This window comes from Nitrospinota bacterium, from assembly GCA_027619975.1.
Taxonomy (GTDB): Bacteria; Nitrospinota; Nitrospinia; order Nitrospinales; family VA-1; genus JADFGI01.
Genome location: JAQCGX010000004.1, coordinates 38209 through 58858, shown reverse-complemented (window position 1 = coordinate 58858; position 20650 = coordinate 38209). Strand labels below are relative to the sequence as shown.

Below are 20650 nucleotides of genomic sequence, written 5' to 3'. Positions count from 1 at the left end.
TGGTCCTCTACTTTGAAGGTTTGAATTCATTGACCTGATGATTCTTCCGTACACGATCTGCGGAGTCGGCCGATGCTTTATTATAAATGGTTGCAAAAATATGATTCAGGCGGTTAATGTTTCTAATTCGTCGACCAGTCCAGAGAATTTTTCCAGAGCGGTGTCTACGGGCTCGGGAGACGTCATATCGACTCCTGCGCCTTTCAGTAGATCGATCGGAAACTTGGAGCCGCCGGATTTCAAAAAGTTCAGATAGGCGTTGAGTTCGGACGCTCCCCCCTGAAATACCCGGTCTGCCAGAGCGTAGGCGGCGGAGATTCCCGTAGCATATTTATAAACGTAAAAACTGAAGTAAAAATGTGGAATACGAAAACACTCCAACGAGAGACAATCGTCCAAAACCACATTTTCTCCGAAATACAGCTTAAGGAGGTCGGTATAACTGTTTTGGAACGCTTCGCCCGTCATTGGCTGACCGCTTTCCGCTTCCTTATAAATGAGATATTCAAATTCAGCAAACATGGTTTGCCTGTACAACGTGCCGCGGAAATTATCAATCTCCCGACACAGAAGGTAGATCTTCATGTCGCGGTTGATTTCCTGTCCCAAAAGATAACGGGTGATGAGGGCTTCGTTGAAAGTGGAGGCCACCTCGGCGACGAAAATCGTGTAATCCGCATATAAGTACGGTTGATTCTTTTTCGAATAATAAGAATGCATCGAGTGACCCGCTTCGTGGGCCAGGGTGTACAGACTGTTGATGTTATCTTCACGGTAGTTCATGAGGATAAAGGGATTGGAATCATAGCACCCGGAAGAATAAGCGCCGCTACGCTTCCCTTTATTTTCATATCGGTCGACCCACCGGTCGGCCATTAATCCTTTATGCACCATTTCGGTATAATCGTCGCCTAACGGCTGCAGAGCTTTAGTGATGGTCTCCGAAGCGTCCTGGTAACTCATGTGCCAGTGGATGTCTTTCACCAGCGGCACACTGCAATCATAGGCATGCAGTTCGTCGAGGTTCAAAAGACGCTTGCGTAAATCGAAATATTTGTAAAGAGCGGGAAGGTTTTTATGAACGCTCTCGATGAGATTGTCGTAAACCGCAACGGGAATATTTTCGGAAAACAGGGCCTGCTCCCGAACCGAAGGGAATTTCCGGGTGCGGGCGTAGAACATATCTTTTTTTATGCTACTGGACAGGAGCGATGCGTAAGTGAACTGGTGGTCCTCATAAGCGGAGTAATGTGTTGCAAACGCTTCGCGTCGGACACGACGATCATAGCTTTGCAACAAACTCTGGAAATTTCCATGCGTGATGGTGACTTCATCGCCATTTTCATTCTTGATCACGCCCAATTTCAAGTCGGCGTTGTCCAGCATGTCAAAACCTTCTCTTGCCGCGCGGGCGATTTCTGCGCTGGAAGCCAGAAGAGCCTCTTCTTTTTCGGACAGGGTGTGCTGTCGATAACGCAACATCCGTTCGAGATGCAATTTAAAAAATTCGAGTTCCGCATCCTGAAGAAAGTCATTGATCCGGCTTTCAGGAATGGACATGATTTCAGATTCAATAAAACTTCTGGCCTGGGAAATTTGCGTGGACAGACGCACCACGCGCTCGAAATTTTGCTGATGAATGGTGTGGGTCTTATCTTCATCATTTCTGAGATGAGCAAACGTGTACAGTTTCTCAAGGGTGCGGGACATGCTCATATCAAATTCCAGGCAGGCTTTGAGAGCGGCTGTCGAGTCCCCCAGCTTGCCCTGATGCGCGGCATAACCCTGAGATTCTATTTCCAGGGTAGCGAATTCTTTCTGCCACGCTTCACTGGCGGAATACAGGCCGGAAAGATCCCATGTGGAATCTTCAGAAATTTCTTCTCGTGTCACGAGTTCTACTTTAGCGTCCATAAATGATTTTGACTCTGCGAGAATCTTTTTTAGGTAATGCAACCTGCTAGGAAGTTGTTTGTCCTATTGTTTGCAAGTGGGCCTTGAGCTTCGATTGCTTTTCAGAAAGGGCCAGCTTCCTTTGTTTGTCTTTTTCGATTATATCGGGAGGCGCTTTCGCGACGAAACTCTGGTTGGATAACTTCTTGCCTAAAAATATGAGGTCTTTTTCAATTTTTTTCAACTCTTTTTCTACACGGCTTTGCTCTTCAGCAAAATCCATGATGCCATCGAGCGGAATGATGAGGTCCATCCCATCTAAAACAGAGGAAGCGGCGACCTTGGGTTTGACCACCGAGCCGCCGATGTCGCCAAGCGTAACCCGCGCTAACTCATTGATAGATCGTATACTGAATCGAATAGAGTTTATTTTTTTAACATCTTCGGTTTTGATCAACAGGGGAAGGGTGAGTCCCGGATTGAGGTTCATCTCTCCACGGATATTTCTGACGCTGGTCACAATATCCATCACCAGTCCTTGTTCCTCTTCAATTTTTTCATCCACCTTGGTTATATCGAACTTCGGAAACGGGGCGTTCATGATGCTTGTTCCCTCAGCAGGCAGTTTTTGCCAGATCTCTTCCGTAATGAACGGCATGAACGGATGCAGAAGTTTCAGACTGGTTTCCAGAACGTGAACCAAAACATTTTGCACGGCTGGTTTTTCCGGACCTTCTTTGAATAAACTGGATTTGGATAATTCAATGTACCAGTCACAAAATTCGTTCCAGATAAATTTATAAACCGCAGCTGCGGCTTCGTTGAATTTAAATTCTTCAAGAGCGGTGTTGACGTCCCGGCAGGTGGAATTGAGGCGACTTAAAATCCATCGATCCGCACGGGAATGGGTTAAGTTACTATTCAGTTCACAGGTGCCCTGATAACCCTCAAGGTTCATGAAAGCGAAGCGTGAGGCGTTCCATAATTTATTGCAAAAATTCCGGTAGCCTTCAATCCGCTCCTCGGCAAGCTTGATATCCCGCCCTTGAGCGGCAAAGGCGGCGAGGGTGAATCGGAGCGCATCGGTCCCGTATTTTTCCATCATCACCAGCGGGTCGATGACATTGCCCTTGGTCTTGCTCATCTTTTGGCCGTCCGCGTCGCGGATCAGGGCATGGATATAAACCTGCTGGAAGGGAATCTCCTTCATCATTTTGAGGCCCATCATGGCCATGCGGGCGACCCAGAAAAACAGGATGTCGAAGCCCGTGCACAGGACGGATGTGGGGTAAAACTTTTTAAGCGTCTCCGTCTGGTCCGGCCATCCCAACGTCGAAAACGGCCACAGGGCCGAACTGAACCAGGTATCGAGGACATCGGTTTCCTGAACAATGTCTTTCGATCCGCATTGACTGCACGTTTCCGGTGTCACTCGGACGACGGTGATGCCCTTGCACTCAGAACAATGCCAGGCCGGGATCTGGTGTCCCCACCAGATTTGCCTGGAGATGCACCAGTCGCGGATGTTCTCCATCCATTCAAAATAAGTTTTTTCCCAGAATTGAGGAACGATTTGTATCGCGCCGCTTCTCACCGCCGCAATTGCCGGTTCGGCCAGCGGTTTGGCCTTCACAAACCATTGCTTGGAAAGATAGGGCTCGACCACTGTCTGGCACCGGTAACAGTGACCGACCGAATGCATGTGATCTTCGATGCCAGCGAGCAATCCTTTCGCTTCAAGGTCCGCCACCAGTTTTTTCCGACAATCGTAACGGTCGAGTCCCTGGTAATCCGGACCCGCCAGTTCGTTCATGGTCCCATCCGGGTTCATGACGTTCAGTATGGCAAGTTGATGACGTTGCCCGATCTCGAAGTCATTCGGATCATGAGCGGGGGTGACTTTGAGAGCGCCGGAACCGAACGAGGCGTCCACATAAGAATCTTCGATGAGAGGGATCTCCCGGCCCACGAGAGGCAGGAGCAGGGTTTTGCCTGTTAACCCCTGATAGCGTTCGTCCGTGCCATTGACCGCCACGGCGGAATCGCCGAGCATGGTTTCCGGTCGCGTGGTGGCGACGGTGAGAAACCGGTCTTCATCCTTGAATTTGTATTTGATGTTGTACAGGTGGCCCTTGGTATCTTCATGCTCGACTTCCAGATCCGAAAGCGCAGTATGACATCTTGGGCACCAGTTGATGATGTAGTCACCCTGGTAAATCAAACCTTCTTCATACAAAGAGACAAACACTTCCCGGACAGCCCGCGACAAGCCTTCATCCATCGTGAACCGATCTCTTTCCCAGTCGAGGGAGCATCCCAGTTTTCTGAGCTGGTTGCCGATGGTTCCTCCAGACTCGTCGCGCCATCTCCAGACGCGCTTGATGAAATCTTCACGGCCCAATGCTTCCCGATGCGTGCCTTCGGCGTGCAGTTGCCGTTCCACGACGTTTTGAGTGGCGATGCCGGCATGGTCCGTTCCCGGTTGCCATAGAGTATTGAACCCGGACATGCGCTTCCAGCGGATGAGGATATCCTGCAGGGTGTTGTTGAAAGCATGCCCGATGTGCAGGGACCCTGTGATATTAGGCGGGGGAATCACGATGGAATAGGTTTCTCGGTCCAGAGTTTCATCGGCGTGATACAGCTTGTTATCGAGCCAGAAAGCACCCCAATGCTCTTCAACTTGCTTGGGATCGTATTTTTTATCGAGTTGAATCATAATCAAATTGCGTCAATTGTAATAATGTAAAAGGGCGAAACCAGTATTTGCGAACAGAAGGCTCAGAACCTCCGGGCAGTTTCCCGCCTCACCTAAACTATTCTCCAGGCATCATTAACTAAATAGGGTTGATTAAAAACGATCGGGAAAGGGAACCCTACCCGCGTTTTAATTTTTCTATGCTTATGAAGGGAGTTGTCACTTTAGAAAAAGCAAAATCCGGCTTGAGTTATTCTTTAGGGCATCTCTAAAAATTAGTTTATTACAGGAAATCGAACACTGTACAAGGATTTCTTATATTGGTGGCACGGGCGACCTACCTTAAAGTTTATGCGGAAGTGCGGAATTTAATTCCGCCTTTCTAGCCCGTGCGAACAGGCTGGAAAGCCTGTTCCACTAAAACAAAGCCATCTCCTTAAGTTGACGATTAGGAGCATTTAGTCAATTTTTAGAGATACCCTTTAGCTATTATTCTCGTTTTTATGTTGTTCTATTTCCTTGGCAATCATCTCTTGCACCAAACCAGGAACAATTGCTTTGATGGCTTCTTCTACAGATGTAATGATCTTCTCAGAAATTCCGGAGATTTCCTTTTCCATGGAAGCGGCCAGTGACTGCTCGAGAACTTCTCTGAATTCTTCTCCCATCAACCGGGCGTATAGATCCTCCTGAGAACTCTGGAAGGCGCTGATATCTGCAAAAATTTCCTCCTCGACCTCTACATTGTTTTCTTCCAGAGACGCATCAACCTCCTCTGAAGTTTCAGGAAGTGTCTCGATCTCTTGAGTCTCCACGGAGTTAGCGGGTGAGATCTTCACTGGGGAAATTATCAGGTCTTCATGAACCGTATCGGGTTCAAAAACGGTTTCGTTATTCTCATCCTCATTGCCCTCATCGGCGGCGGCGATTTCATCTGCCGGGTCGGATGTTGAAGGGGGAGCAAAATTTTTATTCCCTCGGAGAATTTCGTTAAAAGCCGCCTCCAGCTCCTCAGCATTTTCTTCGCTGAAATAATTCAGTTCGGCGATCAATGTATTAACCTCAGTGGTGTCAGGAGGTGCGGAGTTTTTAGGAATACCGTTGCCTTCCCCGCTCACAGCGGTTGAAACCCTTTTAAGAGCGTTGACTTCCCTTATCATTTCATCCAGGGCTTCGAGAGGACGCACTTCTTCAGCGGATCTCTGCTCTCGAATAGCTTCCGATTTCCGGGAAAGTTCTGTGACCCTTCGGACCAACTCGTCCAGGGATTCTTCCGGAACCTGTTTTACTGAGGGGGCCTCAACACGTTCCTGAGAGTCTGCACAAGGGGATTCAGCCACATCGGCAGGGTCATCGACCGTGTCGACAATATCCTCTTCCAAATCCACCACCAGCTCTTCGTTTTCCGGGTTTTCCAAAGTGACCAGCATGTCTTCGTCTGAAAGTTCCAATTGCATCTCATCTTCATCAAGATCAAGAGAGATTTCCTCGGGAGGGCTCACGAGATGACTTTTCCCCAGTTCCACAAAGGACTCCTCTTCCATCCGATCTGTTGGCGCCAGTGTGATCACATCTTCATCGTCTTCAATGGTGTCTGAGCCACCGGTTCCGTTCAGCAATTCCATGACCCGGCGTACAATGTCCTCAGATTTGAAAGGTTTGGTGATATGATCATCTGCCAGAGAGTCGTGAAAAAGGTCCTCATCAAAATCTTCAAAGTCGCTGGTCAGTAATAGAACTGATACGGAATCGAATTCGCTGGATTCTTTAATTTTTTTACTCAGTTCAAATCCGTTGAGTCCAGGCATATTCACATCCGCCAACACAATATCCGGCTTGAACTTTTTAAGTCTTACCAATGCCTCGCTACCGTTACCAATGCCTTCCACGGTTGCATCTTCCTTTTCAAAAGCCATGGCCACGATTTTCTGGATCATTATGCTATCGTCCACGACCAAAATTCTGGAAGTCATCTAGATTTTCCTTATAAGCAATCACGAACGAGCCCGAGGAAAGGTATCCGGTCCTGTAATTGCTTGCTCTGGATTTTTATTGGAAGGATAACTTATTCTTTATAATAGTTTTATATTATATCACAGTTTGAGTAGTATCAAGTCACAATCAAAAATGACCTCTCAATATTTGAAACAGTGAATCTTAAGCGCGTCTGAAGCGCAAAACTCAGGATTGCCAAACTAATTTTAGAAAGCTCTCTTTGGCTTTGATTTATTTAATGCTACTATAAACCTAAAATATCCCTATGCTGAAATTATGTAATAATCTGTTTTATTTTCGAAATGATGAATGAAACCGGTCCCCAAATATCGAAGGGTTCAAAAAGCGGGCTGAATGCTTTACGCCTTTTGACCCGAGTGAGCCTAATTCTCCGTCCTACCCATGCTTTGGGTCTGTTCGTCATAGGGTTGGTCTTGTTTGCTTCCAATCCGGCTTTTGGCAAATATCTTCAGCTGGATGGAGTCGCGGATATAAAAACCAAATACAGCTCGGGATGCGCGAACCTCCAGGAAACCGCCACGATGGCAGAACAAGCGGGGCTGGACATAGTTATTTTCAACGACCAGGTGAGAAATTCCATCCAATACGGAATTTTCCCTTTAAAACGCATTATTAAAAAGACCAATGCGGGGCCCTCCATCCTCAGCACCAGTTCCAATGTTTACTTGTCCAATATTAGAAATAAAAACAAGCAATTTCGTGAAACTCTGCTGATTCCAGGTACCGATGTTTCTCCTTTTTATTACTGGACAGGGAATGTTTTTAAGAAAAATCTGGTGGCCCACAACTGGGACAAGCGCCTTTCCATTATCGGGTTGAAGTATGGGGAAGACTTCGAGCAGCTTCCCGTTCTCGACAGTAATTTTTCGACGAAGTATGCGGGCAAATTGCAAAACTCTGTCATCGGGTATGGTTTTCTTTTAGCCATCGCTTTGTCGATGTTTTTTAAGGGCTATTACCGGAAAGCGACCCTTCCGCTGGCTGTTTTTTTTGTATTATTGATATTCAATAATCATCCCTTTAGAAGTTCGTTATTTGATCAATATCATGAGGATCGGGGCGTCGCCCCTTATCAGGAGGTGATTGATTATGCCATTTCTAAAGGGGCGATGGTGTTTTGGAATGATGTCGAGGCCGTCAATGGCAAGAGACAATGGGGAACGATCCAACTGGATACACAGCCGCACCCTGAAGATCTTGTGTTGTCTCAAAATTATACGGGGTTCCAGGCAGTCGCAGATGGGCCCGTCTCGTTAACCGAGCCTGGAAATGTCTGGGATCATGTGTTGATGCAGTACGTTCGCGGGGAGAGACAACAGCCGGTTTGGGGATATGGAACGAATGATTTTCAATGTGCAGGAGAATCCGGACCTATTTTGGGAGCGGTGCGAACCATTTTCCTGGTTCGCGAAAAACAACAGGATGCGGTGCTGGATGCGATGCGTACTGGCCGAATGTACGCGGTGCGTCAACCGGGTCCGCATCGCCTCTCCCTGGACGAATTTGTTGTCAAGGATGTTGATTCCGGGAAAATAGCCACTTTAGGTGAGCAACTGGTCGCTACCGCATTCCCCGAGATTTCTGTGAAAATTCATTCTACGGATGGGAATGAAAAAAGAGCCAAAGTGTTTCTCATCCGTAATGGAACGGTGATCAAGCGGGAAAGTGTTGTTCTCCCCTATGAACTTAAAATGATTGATTCCCAGGTGGATATGAGCGGGCCGGCTTATTATCGGTTGAATGTCATCGTCAGCCCGGTAGATCATCTTGTTTCGAATCCCGTTTTTGTGAAATTCGGCAAAACAGCCTCCGTTGCATCGGTGGTGACTTCCCCTGAAACGAATCCACCTGCTCTTGAAAAGCCGGCGCAACCGCAGACGGTGACTCCGGAAGTTCCAAAAATCACCCAACCTGAAATTATTGAGAACCCGCAAGTGGCGAGCTTGGAACCCCCGGTGACTCCGAAAGTCGCCGACTTGCCCCCCCCGGCTCCGGTGGTGACTCCAGCCCCGGTGACTGTTCCTGTTCCCACTCCCCCGGCTGAAATTGCGGCGCCTCAGGCCCCAATAGTGCAAAGTCCTCCGCAACCGACAGCCGGAGGGGGATTTGTCCGCGTGTTGATCGACGGAGTTTCCTTGAAACAAGGCCCCGGCGCGGTTTTCCCGGAAATGGGAAAAGCCAATAAAGGCGATCGGTTAGCCCTGGTCAGGCGAACCAAAGTGCTTTTTAATGATAAACCGTGGTTGGTTGTGAAATCAGGGGATCAGTTGGCCTATGTCTGGGAAGGATTGGTTAAAGTAGAATAAAGAAGAAAGAAGAAGTTAGAATCGAGAATACTTTTAAGGAAGAGTAAAATTTTATATTGAAATTTTTTCTCGCTCTCATCTTCTGAATTCTTTTTTATGGGTATCTCTAACAGGTTGCTGAAAAAGTCCCATCCACGAGGGTTTCCACTGTTGTCACACTGAGCTTGTCGAAGTATGACCTTAATAATAAGGGCTGTTTTCACACTTCGACATACCCCTCTGGGGCATGAAGGCAATTGTCGAATATCACAAGCTCAGTGTGACAGTTGCGAGTAGAAAAAATAGTTTTTCAGCAACCTGCTAAAAATTAGTTTTCACAGAAAATAGAATCGTGTGCAAAAGTTTCTTAAATCAGTGGCACGGGCTTTCCAGCCCGTGCGGACAGGCTGGAAAGCCTGTCCTACTAAAACAAAAGACGCTTCTTTGAGCTGGCGATTCGGTGCCGTTGTCAATTTTTAGAAGTGCCCTTATGAATAGCCATCCACTTTCATCCCCTTATCCAGCCGGTACATAAAAAGATTTTGTTTTTTATTAATTTTGCAGGGTTGCAGGTTGCGCAGGCAAAACCGGTAAGACACGATGCGGGTGGAGGGTTTCAAATAAGGCAGGATTCTGGGGAACAAGCGGTCCAGCGCTTGATGGGTTAAATAAACGTAAAGGATGTCCGCATCGCGGAAATCAAAATCGTTGAAGTTTTTACGAAGAAATTGAACACGGTCGGAAACCCCCGCCATGCGGGCCAATTTTCTGGCAACCCAGACTTTCAAAGGGTCGATTTCCAACCCCATCCCAACCGCCTCATAATCACGGGCCGCCTGTATCAACACCCTCCCGTCTCCTGATCCCAGATCGTAGATTTTTTCTCCCGGCTGGATGGCCGAAAACTCAAGGATTTCCTTGATTGTGCCCGGCATCAATGGGTGCCAAGGGGACCCGAAAAATGCTGGAAACACCACCATGGCGAATAGCAGCAGGAAAAAACCTATCACTAATGTGGAAAGAATTGTTGCGATCATGATCCCAGATCAGTTGACGAATGTTACTGTTCGACCCACTATATTATAGATTCCGTAGATGCCTGTTCAACGGCGGTATGAAGTTGGTCCCATTCCTTCATGAGTCCGTCCTCTTCACGGGCCAGATCACTTTGCAGTTTCAAAGTTTTCAACAGACGGTCTTTCTGATCGTCCTGATGAATTGCGGGATCGGAAAGTTCCTGCTCGGCAATGCTTTTTTCTTCCATCACTTGCTCCAGGCGTTTTTCGACCTTTTCCAACTTGGCTTTAAGCGGTTTGATTTGGCGGTGCCGCTCGTTTCTTTCTGAGGCTTCCTTGCGTTTGCGATTCTTATCATGCTGGGAAACGGTATGATTTACTTTTGCCCCCTTGGCAAGGGCCGCGTCCGCAGCACTTTCTACTTCCTGGGATTTATAATATTCGTAGTCGCTGTAGTTTCCGACATATTCCTTGACCGTTTGATTCTCTATTTCCCAGACCCGGTTGATGATGCCATCGAGGAAATAGCGATCGTGGGAAATCGTGCACAAGCTGCCCTCGAACTCGGCAAGAGCCGCCGCCAGAAACTCGGTGGAACGCATGTCAAGATGGTTGGTGGGTTCGTCCAACAGAAGAAAAGTGGCAGGGTTGGACAATATCCGCGCCAGGGCCAGGCGCGAGCGTTCGCCGCCTGACAGCACCCCGACTTTTTTTTCCACATCGTCGCCGGAAAATAAAAAGGCTCCCAGGATATTGTGTTTCTCCGTGCGCAGTAAATGCCCGGCGGTCTCTTCCAACGACTCCAGTACGGTGTGCTTGGGGTCCAGCGCTTCTGAATGGTGCTGGGCATAGTAAGCTTGAGTGACGTTGGCGCCCAGGCTGATTTTGCCTTTTTCACATTGGATGATTCCAGCCATGAGTTTGAGCAGGGTCGATTTTCCCGCTCCGTTTTCGCCCACCAGCGCCACTTTCCAGCCCCGTTCCAGGCGGGCGGAGAAATCTTTGTAAACCTGAATCGGACCGTAGCTCTTGTCGATATCCGTTAGCTCGATCACCATTCTGCCTGTGCGGGCAGGTTGTGGAAAGCGGAAGTGGATGGTTTTGGTTTGTGTTCCGGTCTCTACCCGTTCCATCTTGTTGAGTATTTTGATGCGGCTTTGCACCTGCGCGGCCTTGGTGTTTTTAGCGCGAAAACGCTCAATAAATTTTTCGGTTTCGGCGATTTTTTTCTGCTGGTTCGTCGCCGCCGCTTCCAGTTGTTCCAGGCGGGATTTTTTCTGCGCTTCAAAAGCGTCGTAATTGCCGGCATAGCGGGTCAGCGTTCCCTGGTCGAGTTCTGCGATGTTTTCGACGATGCTGTTTAAAAAGCGCCGGTCGTGAGAGATGAGAACCATGCTGCCTTCATAAGATTTTAAAAACGACTCCAGCCAGATGACCGATCTGAGATCCAGGTGGTTGGTGGGTTCGTCGAGCAGCAGAACGTCGGGGTTTTGGAGCAACAGCTTGGCAAGTTCCACCCGCATGCGCCAGCCGCCGGAAAATTCTTCCATGGGTTTTTCCCATTGATCCGATTTGAATCCCAGCCCGGATAAAATCGTCTTCGCCCTGGCCTCCCGTTCGTAGCCTCCCAACCGTTCAAACTCGTGCTGAAGAGCCCCGTATTTTCGGCCCCATTCATCAGGGGAGTTCTCGTGCAGGTGGGTGTTGTTTTCCAGTGAATTCATATTGCGTTGCACCTGGGCAAAGTGTTCGTCGCCCATCACCACGCGCTCCAGAATGGATTCACCGCTGCTGACGATTTCCTGGGCCAGCAGCGCGATGCGTGCGTTTTTTCTGAGCACCACTTTTCCTGAATCGGCAGATTCCGTTCCCGTGAAAATTCGAAATAGCGTGGTTTTGCCCATGCCGTTTTCACCCACCAGTCCAATTTTTTCGCTGGGGCGCAGATGGAAATTCACATCCTTGAAGAGAATTTTTCTACAGTACTGTTTGTTAAGGCTTTGCAGATAAATCATGAGGAGTGGATGGTCACCGGGTTTCACGCAGTCTGGGGTTGAACGCTTCGCGCAACCCTTCGCCGCACAGGTTAAACGCCAGCACCACAATGAGGATACTGATGCCAGGGATGAACGTCAGCCAGGGGGCATCAAAAATAAAATTCTTGGCATCTGCCATGATATTTCCCCAGGTGGCGTCCGGCGGTTGCACGCCGAACCCGAGAAAGCTCAAGGACGATTCAGTGAGAATGGCGGACGCCACGCCGATGGTTGCCGAAACCAATACCGGAGCCATGGCGTTCGGTAGCATGTGGATGAAAATAATCCGCCATTCGGGAATCGCCTGGCTCTTGGCCGCCGCCACGTAGTCCAGCTCCCGCAACGAGAGAAATTCGGCCCGTACAAAGCGTGCCGTCCCCATCCAGCTGGTCAGTCCGATGATGATCATGATAGTGTAAATACTCGGCGGTAAAAGCGCTACAGCGGCTAAAATTAAGAAGAATGTGGGGAAGCTGAGCATCATATCCACAAACTCCATAATGAGCGTGTCGACGGTAATGAAGCCCAACTTGACGCGGCCATAATATCCTGCCAGACCGCCAAAAAATACGCCCACCGTAATGGAAATGCCGACAGCCACAAATCCAATGGTCAGCGACACGGAAGTCCCTTCCAGCATGCGGGCAAACACATCGCGGCCCAGTTCATCTGTTCCCAACAAATAAATGTTAAAAGCCGGGGCATCGTCCTTAGGAGTGATTTCGCTGGTGAAAGGCGTGAACGGAGGCAGAAATTTCTCCGAAAGCCGCACCACATGGGGATCGAATACCACAATATAATGGGTCAATACTTTTCCAAGAATCGCAAACACCAGCAACACCGCCAGGAAAATGAAACTCAAATGCGCCATGCGGTTGCGTTTGAAAATTTTCCAGTTTTCCTGAAAAAGCCCCATCTGCGGAGGCATGAAATCGGCTTCTATGATTTGGGCTTGCTGATTCATAAAGGACTCATCCTAATTTTATGCGAGGATCGACCACCGCATATAAAATGTCTGCAACAAAGTTTCCAGCTTGCACCAGGATGGCGGAAATAAAAGTGAGGGTTAAGATCACCGGAAAATCGCGGGACAAAATGGCATCGTAGCCCAACCGACCCATACCCGGCCAGGCAAAAATGGTTTCAAAAATGACCGACCCGCCGATCAAACCGGGAATCGTCAAACCAAACAGAGTGATAAATGGTAGCAGAGCGTTTCTTAATCCATGGCGGTAAATGACCACATCGTTGGACCAGCCCACCGACCGTGCGGTGCGGATGTAATCCTGATTGATGACTTCCAGCATTTGCGAACGGGCATAGCGGGAAAGAACGGCGATTCCGCCAACTGCGGACATTAATGCGGGAATGGTCAGGTGCCATATTCGGTCCATCGACTGAAGCAACAAAGGAGAGTTCTCCAGGCCAAAGGTGCGCATGCCGATTACCGGCACATCAAAAGTTTTGACCATAAAAATGATGACCATATAAGAAAGAAAAAAACCGGGGATGGAAATCATCGCGTAAGACAGAAAAGTGCTGGTTTTATCAAACAGCGACCCGCGGTGAATGGCGGCTTGAATGCCCACGGGAAAGGCCAGCAACCAGGTGATCAACGTGGCCAGGATGAACAACGGCAGGGAATTGAGGAACCGGTCCCATATTTTCCCAAGCACCGGTTGGTTGTCTTTAAACGATTTGAGTTCGCCGGTGAAAAGATCTTTGATCCAATACACGTACTGGATGTGCAAAGGCTCGTCCAGATGAAATGCCGCGCGGATGCGCTGGATGTCTTCCGCCTTCATGCGCGGATTGGAGGGATCGACCAGGCTGGGCTCGCCCGGCGCCAGATGCACCATAGCGTGGGAGATGATCGAAATAAGGATCAACGATATGAATTTTTTGAAAGTGTTTCTTAAAATAAAGTTGGTCATTTTCGTTATTGTCACCCTGAGCTTGTCGAAGGGGGATCTAAACTATCAGTTTTATTTTTCGATAATTTTGATAGCAAATCAAAATTTTCCTTTATCAGGGCTTCCTTTTTCTTTCGTGACCATCCTTTAATCAAAAGAATTCCTCGTAGCTCTGCTACGGGGTTTCCTTTCACATTCCCCTCCTTTGCAAGGAGGGGTTAGGGGAGGTTATAAAAAAAACTACCTTTAAATACCCCGCCCCTTGGGGCGGGGATCATTTATTCTTTGGAAAAAAGAAATGCTAAAACCCAGGTTACGACTATTACCACCCTTCGACAGGCTCAGGGTGACAGTTTTTAAACTTTTTATGAAAAATTTTAGATTCCCTCTTAGAATTTCTTCGCTATACTCACGGCTATGGACATTCTACAACTCAGCCATTATCTCGATGATTTACTGGATATCAAGTCCATAAAGGACTCGCCCAACGCCGTCAACGGGCTCCAGGTACAAAACATTGGGGAAATCAAAAAAATCGGGCTTGCCGTTGACCTGTGCCAGGCGACCATAGATTTAGCGGTCGATAAAAATTGTAACATGATGTTCGTTCATCATGGGATGTTTTGGGCCGGTGTACAGCCCATTCGCGGCAGTTTATACGACAAACTGGCGGCCCTATTCCGCGCCAACCTGGGGTTGTATTCCGCGCATCTCCCTCTGGACATGCACCCGGTGCTCGGCAACAATCGCACCCTCGCGGACCTCATCGGGCTTAAGCATCTGGAACCTTTTGGCGAATACAACGGCGAAAAAATCGGCTTGAAGGGTCGCATCGCGCCGCAATCCGCCGATGCGTTAGGGCAACTGCTGGAAACCCAATTAGGAGCTGTTGTCAAAGTCATCGGCAAGGGCGAGGTGCAAACGGTCGGGTTGGTGACAGGCGGAGCGGCGGATATTCTGCGTCAGGCCAAGGAGGAAAAGCTGGATTGCTACATAACGGGGGAAGGCGAAAATCATCACTTTCATGAGGCCATAGAGGGCGGCTGTGTTCTCATGCTGGCGGGCCATTACGCCACGGAAACCGGAGGCGTGAAGGCGGTGGGCCGCCACCTCGAAGAAAAATTCAATCTGCAAACGGAATTCCTCGATTATCCCACCGGAATGTAAAGCACACCTGCCGAACGAATTATTTTCGCTTGCGGTCAGCCTTGATGCGGATGGGAACCGGTTTAGGGCTTTTCGTCAAAAATACGATAATACTTGCTAAAATGCCCATACCAATGGGAACGATCCAATCTGTAGTGAGAGTCATAAAAACCTTGGAGTTAAAAGGTGAATCGATATTTCTGAAATAATTCTTCGGTAACGACTTCTTTTCCTTCTTTGGCAACTTCCTGCTCAATGCGCTTGATCGCCATATTACGGATAAAGGCAATGGGAATGCGTTTCACTTTATCAAGCGCATCGTCATCCCAGTTCAGCGTGAGCTCCGGGGGTTGTTCCGGTTCATTGGCTTTTTCTGCGTCGCGTTTGAAGTCTTCTTCCGTCACTTCCATGCCCATGGCTTCTTTAGCGGATGCAGGCATGATACTGGTGAACACTTCTTCGATCATATCGGGGGTGATCATTTTGTCGCCGCGTTCACGGGCGCGTCCTTCAATGGTTTGTTTGGCCATGCCGAGGACGAAGGGCGGAACTTTTTCCATTTTCGCCAACGCTTCCTTGCTCCAGGGCATCCCTGAAGTGGGGGCAACGTCCATATAGTTTTTGAATTTTTCGATGATGTCGTCTTTTTTCTCGGTTCTTAAGGCGAGAAAATCCTGAATCTCTTCGATCACTTCGATCTTGCGGGGGCTTTCTTTCATTTTTTCTTTGGCCTGATCGAAAGCACCCATAGACAGTTCTTCAAATCCGAACTGCTTGACCCGTTTGGAAACCAGCATCATCGATTCGTTGCGAATCTCGGTCAGAAAATCAGAGGTGACATATTTGAACCCGCGCTTGACGGTTCTTTGTACCATCAACTTTTTGATACCGGGACGCACAAATTCCGGAGCGTGCTTGACGCGTTCCCACGCTTCTTCGGTCCATTCGACGCCATTTTCTTTGGCGTAGGGGTGGTCGATTTTTTCTATGTTTGGTTTTTCCATGAATTTAAACCCCTATCAGGGGGGTATTAAAAGATTTTCAATGAGTTCCTACTATTAAAAAATTACTTGATACCGCCTCCATTGTCAATTATTTTGGGGGTTTTCCAATAACGAAAGCCAGAGGTATAAATTAGTATTTCATGAAACGTTCCCCGGTCATCTATTTTCTTTTCTTTTGTTCCGGTATTACTGCCCTGATCTATGAGATTGTCTGGACCCGAATGCTCACCCTGGTGTTCGGACATACGGTATTCTCCGTGTCCGTGGTGCTGGCGGCGTTCATGGCGGGCCTGGGTTTTGGCAGTTACCTGTTTGGCGCGGCGATCGACAGACTGCCCGGCCCCTGGGAAGAACCCGTTGAAAAGGCGGGTGAAATGGATATCCGTCCGTCTCAAGGCTCGGCTCATACGCCGCTCCTGATCTATGGATGGGTCGAGATTGCGCTATTCGTTATCTGCGGTCTTCTGTCCTTGCTTTTGGCGAATTTTTCCTCTTTTTATGCCTGGATTCACGTCTGGCTCCCGGATTCCATAATTATTCAGAATGCAATTAAAGCGGTTCTGGCCTTCCTGCTGATTTTTATTCCGACCACCCTGATGGGCGCCACCTTGCCAATCATCAGTAAATACTATGTGACGAACAACGCCCGGTTAGGAACCCAAATCGGAATTTTATACGCCATCAATACTCTCGGAGCGGCGGTGGGATGTCTGCTCACGGGATTTTTATTGATCAGTGTCCTGGGTGTTTTGCAGACGGTCCTGCTGGCGGCTTTGGTGAATTTGTTTATTGGAGTCAGCGCCCTGCGTGTTTACCAGGACTCGGGAGGCGGGAGTGTGTTCAAGGTCAGGCTGCCAAAATTTTCTTTGCCCTCGATTTCCGTAAACTGCGAACAAAAATACTGGATGGGCGTCAGCTTGATTTGCGGGTTCACCGCTCTGGCTTACGAGGTGGTGTGGACCCGGCTTCTGGTGTTCAGCATTTCCAGCACGGTGTATTCCTTCAGCATGATGTTGGCGGTCTTTCTGTTGGGAATCGTCCTGGGAAGCTTGCTGGTCATTCCGGTGGTTTCCCGTGTCACCAACTTGAGAACCGTTCTGATTTGCCTGCAAGTCGTGATCGGTTTGTTCGTGATCGGTTCTCTCTACAATATGGAAAGCCTGCTTTCTGCGCCTTGGGACAGCTATCGCTTGACCGACCCTGCCGTCACCCTGTGGCATTATTTTGTAGATTCCGCAAGCCTGATGCTGATCCCCACTCTGTGTTTTGGCATGAGCTTGCCCATTCTGATTAAAATCGTTTCCGGCGGCTATGAACATGTTGGCAAGGGCACCGGGCAGATTTACGCCTCCAATACTCTCGGCGCAATTTTCGGTTCGTTATTTATGGGTTTTTGGGTTCTGCCCGAGTTGGGAAGTCAAAAAAGTCTGATGCTCGTCGCTTCGTTGAACCTGCTTCTTGGAGTTTTACTTTTTCTTAAGGGTTCCTATTTGGGAACGGCGATACGCCGGGGGCTTGCGGTCGTTTTTGCCGTCACCATTCTTTTTCTAAACTTTGCGATTCCAGACAATCTGCTGGACAAGTTCTTCATGCGGGACAGTGGGGGACAGCGCAGCCCCAAGGCGCTCATGTATTTCGAAGAGGGGTTGACGGATACGGTCGCCGTTTTCAGAGACAATTACGGCATCCTGGACCCGGAGGCCAAGCGATTGATCACCAACGGGATTTCCATGTCGGCGTCGAACTTCATCGCCTCGCGCTATATGAAGCTCCTGGCCCACGTCCCGATTTTACTGGTCGATGCGCCGGAAGATGTCCTGGTGGTTTGTTTTGGCACGGGGCAGACGACCGGCGCCGCCGGAATTCATCCCCGCGTGCGTTCCGTGGACAGTGTGGATTTGTCCCCCGGCGTGATTCGGGCCGGAAAGATATTCGCCTCGGAGAACCACGATGTGCTCAACAATCCGAAGGTTAAATTTATTTTACAGGATGGCAGGAACCATCTTTTGACCACGGGCAAAAAGTATGACGTCATCACCTCGGAACCGCCGCCGCCGCGTACGGCATTTACAGTCAACCTGTACACCAGGGAATATTATCAAGCGACCCAAAAACGGCTGAAACCAGGGGGCATCGTGGCGCAATGGATTCCGTTGCACAGTCAGGGAGAAAAAGAAGTCGCGATGCATTTTAAAACCTTTCATGACGTGTTTCCGCATGCGATCGCCTGGATGTCGGTTGCCAACGAAATGCTCATCATTGGCTCGGATCAGCCGATCAACCTGGATTTTAAAAAATTGCAACAACGGTTGCAGGAACCCGTTGTCCGGGAAGCTCTCGCCGACATCGAAATAGAAAACGCGTATTCTTTTCTGAGCAATATCTGGTTCCTTGAAGACCAGATCGAAGCCGTTTCAGCAGGCTATGACGAGATCACCGACAACCGTCCCAGCATTGAATTTTACCTCGACCTTGACGCCACCATTGGAACGGCGGGCAAAGAGAAATATGTTTTTAACCGAACCCCCTTTGAAGATATTGCCCGGCGAATCACCCATCTTTCAGAGAGCGACCGCGCGGCCCTGAAACGCTACTATGAGATGATGGACCTGTATCAGCGCGGGGTTATGTACAGCAATCGCGGGCAACTCTTGAAGGCCCTTTCCCTGGCGGATGACAATAACCTCGTTCGCTATCACCTGCAGGCGGGAAAACGGCAGGTCGCCCGTCTGGCCCAGGAAGTGGATAGAAATCCTGAAAATATCGAAGCCCTGCTGAACCTTGGCCATGCCTATTACCAGATGGGTCAACACAAAAACAGCATGGATATTTTAGAAAAAGTTCCCCAGAGCGCTCCCAACCGAAGCTTTGCGGATTTATATATGGGATACAATCTGCTGGAGCTGGGCGAAATCGATCGAGCCAAGAAAAGTTTTGAAAACGTCGCCAAAAAAGACCCTCGGCAAGTGAGTTCTGTCATGCAGGAAATAGGACTGATCGAACTCTTGAAGAAACTGGCAAAAGATCCGGAAAACCCAAGCCTGATTCTTTCAGCAGCCCAGTATTACAACATGAAGAAGGATTATTTGAAAGCGTTGGAATATTCACTGGTCGCTTTGGATAAGGATCCTTTGAATATTCCGGTTCTGCAAAGCATCGTGTTCAGTTACCGCGCTCTGGGGGAGCCGGGCAACGTGCTGGATTATGCGACCCGTTACAGTATGGTGGATAGGGAAGATATGCATCTTCAATATGTTCTGGGCGAGATGTACGCCAAGACCCTTCGGTGCCAAAAAGCCATCCCGCATTTACAGGCCGTCCTCAAAAAAAATGATTCTTATCAGAACACCGAGCAACTGCTGGAGGGTTGCAAACGTATGCTCTTGCTGAAAGAAGCGTCGATCCTGTAAGTTAGATTCTAGTTGAGGTAATGGAATTTTTAAACCATTTCGGTTTTTTATACCGAAAACAATCAGTCGTGTGATCGTTGACTAAGCCTACGGCCTGCATAAACGCATAGCAGATGGTGGGTCCGACAAATTTAAATCCGCGCTTTTTTAAATCTTTGCTCATGGCGTCAGATTCTTGCGTGGTAGCAGGGACTTCCTGCATCGATTTCCAACTATTTTGTATGGGTTTGTTGCCAACAAAGCCCCAGATATATTTATCGAAACTGCCGAATTCTTTTTGCACTTTTAAAAACGCTTTTGCATTGGTGACGGAAGCCGCCACTTTCAGGCGGTTGCGGACAATGCCTGCGTTTTGCAAAAGTTTCTGTTGCTTCGCCTCTGTATATTTTGCAACTTTTGCAGGCTCAAAATTATCGTAAGCCTTACGGTAATCATCCCGTTTTTTCAAAATCGTCGTCCAGCTGAGGCCGGCCTGGGCTCCCTCTAAAATCAAAAACTCAAATAACAGTCTGTCATCATGGACAGGGACCCCCCATTCCTCATCGTGGTATTTTGTGTCCAGTTCTGTCTCTTTTCCTGAATAGCTCGGCCACGCACATCTTTTCTTTTTCACGAGTCATCTCCAAAAAATTATTCCGACCACACGGCCAGTTCATTCCCGTTGGGGTCGCGGAAATGAAATCGTTTTCCGCCCGGAAACTCAAAGATGGGTTTTGTGATTTCTCCACCGGCTTTTGTCACCTCTTCTAATTTTTGATTGAGGTTTTTTGCGTATAGAACCACAAGAACACCGGAACTGGACACCTTGGCGTCACCTTCTCCATTAAAACCACCATCAATATTTGCCCCGGAAAAACTGATATAATTGGACCCCAAATCTGTAAATTCCCATCCAAATACATGATGGTAGAATTTTTTTGTCTCTGCATTTTTGACCATCGGCAATTCAATATAATTGATGCTATTGTCTTTGTTACTCATGGACACCTCTAAAAATTAGTTTATTACGGGAAATCGAACATTGCACAAGATTTCTTATATCGGTGGCACGGGCTTTCTAGCCCGTGCGGACAGGCTAGAAAGGCGGAATTAAATTCCGCACTTCCGTATAACCTTTAAGGGTAGGTCGCCTGTCCCACTAAAACAAAGCCATCTCCTTAAATTAACGATTAGGAACATTTAGTCTATTTTTAGAGATGCCCTCATAATAATTTCCTTGTGTGCGCCATTTAA

The 20650-nt window shown here is 48.4% G+C and carries 14 protein-coding genes; 3 read left to right on the top strand and 11 right to left on the bottom strand.

Annotation, left to right across the window (positions count from 1 at the left end; translation table 11 throughout):
* Positions 1-105: 105 nt before the first annotated feature.
* The 3 genes from pepF to O3C58_02210 all read right to left on the bottom strand — a co-directional run bounded on the left by pepF (position 106) and on the right by O3C58_02210 (position 6564).
* Positions 106-1914: an oligoendopeptidase F gene (gene pepF / locus O3C58_02220; protein ID MDA0690681.1), complete on the bottom strand. Its 1809-nt coding sequence runs from the start codon at positions 1912-1914 to the stop codon at positions 106-108.
* A gap of 46 nt (positions 1915-1960) precedes the next feature.
* Positions 1961-4612 (bottom strand): valine--tRNA ligase, encoded by a 2652-nt coding sequence (locus O3C58_02215; protein ID MDA0690680.1) that lies wholly within the window; start codon positions 4610-4612, stop codon positions 1961-1963.
* Between the two features lie 461 nt (positions 4613-5073).
* A complete protein-coding gene (locus tag O3C58_02210) occupies positions 5074-6564 on the bottom strand; it encodes a response regulator (GenBank protein ID MDA0690679.1) in 1491 nt (496 codons plus the stop codon).
* A 399-nt stretch (positions 6565-6963) separates the two neighbouring features.
* Between O3C58_02210 and O3C58_02205 the strand changes: the two genes are divergently transcribed.
* Positions 6964-8913 (top strand): hypothetical protein, encoded by a 1950-nt coding sequence (locus O3C58_02205; GenBank protein MDA0690678.1) that lies wholly within the window; start codon positions 6964-6966, stop codon positions 8911-8913.
* A 467-nt stretch (positions 8914-9380) separates the two neighbouring features.
* On the opposite strand, the gene O3C58_02200 is transcribed toward O3C58_02205, so the two are convergent.
* The 4 genes from O3C58_02200 to O3C58_02185 are packed head-to-tail and all read right to left on the bottom strand — an operon-like array spanning position 9381 to position 13878.
* Entirely contained in the window at positions 9381-9929 is a 549-nt protein-coding gene (locus O3C58_02200) for a class I SAM-dependent methyltransferase (GenBank protein MDA0690677.1), read from the bottom strand.
* 38 nt (positions 9930-9967) lie between these two features.
* Entirely contained in the window at positions 9968-11950 is a 1983-nt protein-coding gene (locus O3C58_02195) for an ATP-binding cassette domain-containing protein (GenBank protein MDA0690676.1), read from the bottom strand.
* Positions 11937-12908, bottom strand: coding sequence for an ABC transporter permease (locus tag O3C58_02190; GenBank protein MDA0690675.1), 972 nt, complete (start codon positions 12906-12908; stop codon positions 11937-11939). Before O3C58_02190 ends, O3C58_02195 begins: the two co-directional genes overlap by 14 nt.
* Before the next feature lie 7 nt (positions 12909-12915).
* Positions 12916-13878, bottom strand: coding sequence for an ABC transporter permease (locus tag O3C58_02185; protein MDA0690674.1), 963 nt, complete (start codon positions 13876-13878; stop codon positions 12916-12918).
* 396 nt (positions 13879-14274) lie between these two features.
* Between O3C58_02185 and O3C58_02180 the strand changes: the two genes are divergently transcribed.
* Positions 14275-15024, top strand: a complete 750-nt coding sequence (locus tag O3C58_02180) for a Nif3-like dinuclear metal center hexameric protein (GenBank protein MDA0690673.1) — start codon at positions 14275-14277, stop codon at positions 15022-15024.
* A gap of 19 nt (positions 15025-15043) precedes the next feature.
* On the opposite strand, the gene O3C58_02175 is transcribed toward O3C58_02180, so the two are convergent.
* Both O3C58_02175 and O3C58_02170 read right to left on the bottom strand, forming a co-directional pair.
* Positions 15044-15169 (bottom strand): hypothetical protein, encoded by a 126-nt coding sequence (locus O3C58_02175; protein ID MDA0690672.1) that lies wholly within the window; start codon positions 15167-15169, stop codon positions 15044-15046.
* A 13-nt stretch (positions 15170-15182) separates the two neighbouring features.
* Positions 15183-16007, bottom strand: a complete 825-nt coding sequence (locus tag O3C58_02170) for a PCP reductase family protein (protein ID MDA0690671.1) — start codon at positions 16005-16007, stop codon at positions 15183-15185.
* A gap of 140 nt (positions 16008-16147) precedes the next feature.
* On the opposite strand from O3C58_02170, the gene O3C58_02165 reads away from it, so the two are divergent.
* Complete coding sequence (locus O3C58_02165; protein MDA0690670.1) at positions 16148-19417, top strand: fused MFS/spermidine synthase; 3270 nt, start codon at positions 16148-16150, stop codon at positions 19415-19417.
* A gap of 1 nt (position 19418) precedes the next feature.
* Here O3C58_02165 and O3C58_02160 read toward each other — a convergent pair whose 3' ends face one another.
* Both O3C58_02160 and O3C58_02155 read right to left on the bottom strand, forming a co-directional pair.
* A complete protein-coding gene (locus O3C58_02160; protein MDA0690669.1) occupies positions 19419-20030 on the bottom strand; it encodes a DNA-3-methyladenine glycosylase I in 612 nt (203 codons plus the stop codon).
* 17 nt (positions 20031-20047) lie between these two features.
* The gene (locus O3C58_02155; GenBank protein ID MDA0690668.1) at positions 20048-20398 is read right to left on the bottom strand and encodes a VOC family protein; all 351 of its coding nucleotides are present in this window, start codon (positions 20396-20398) and stop codon (positions 20048-20050) included.
* Positions 20399-20650 lie beyond the last annotated feature (252 nt).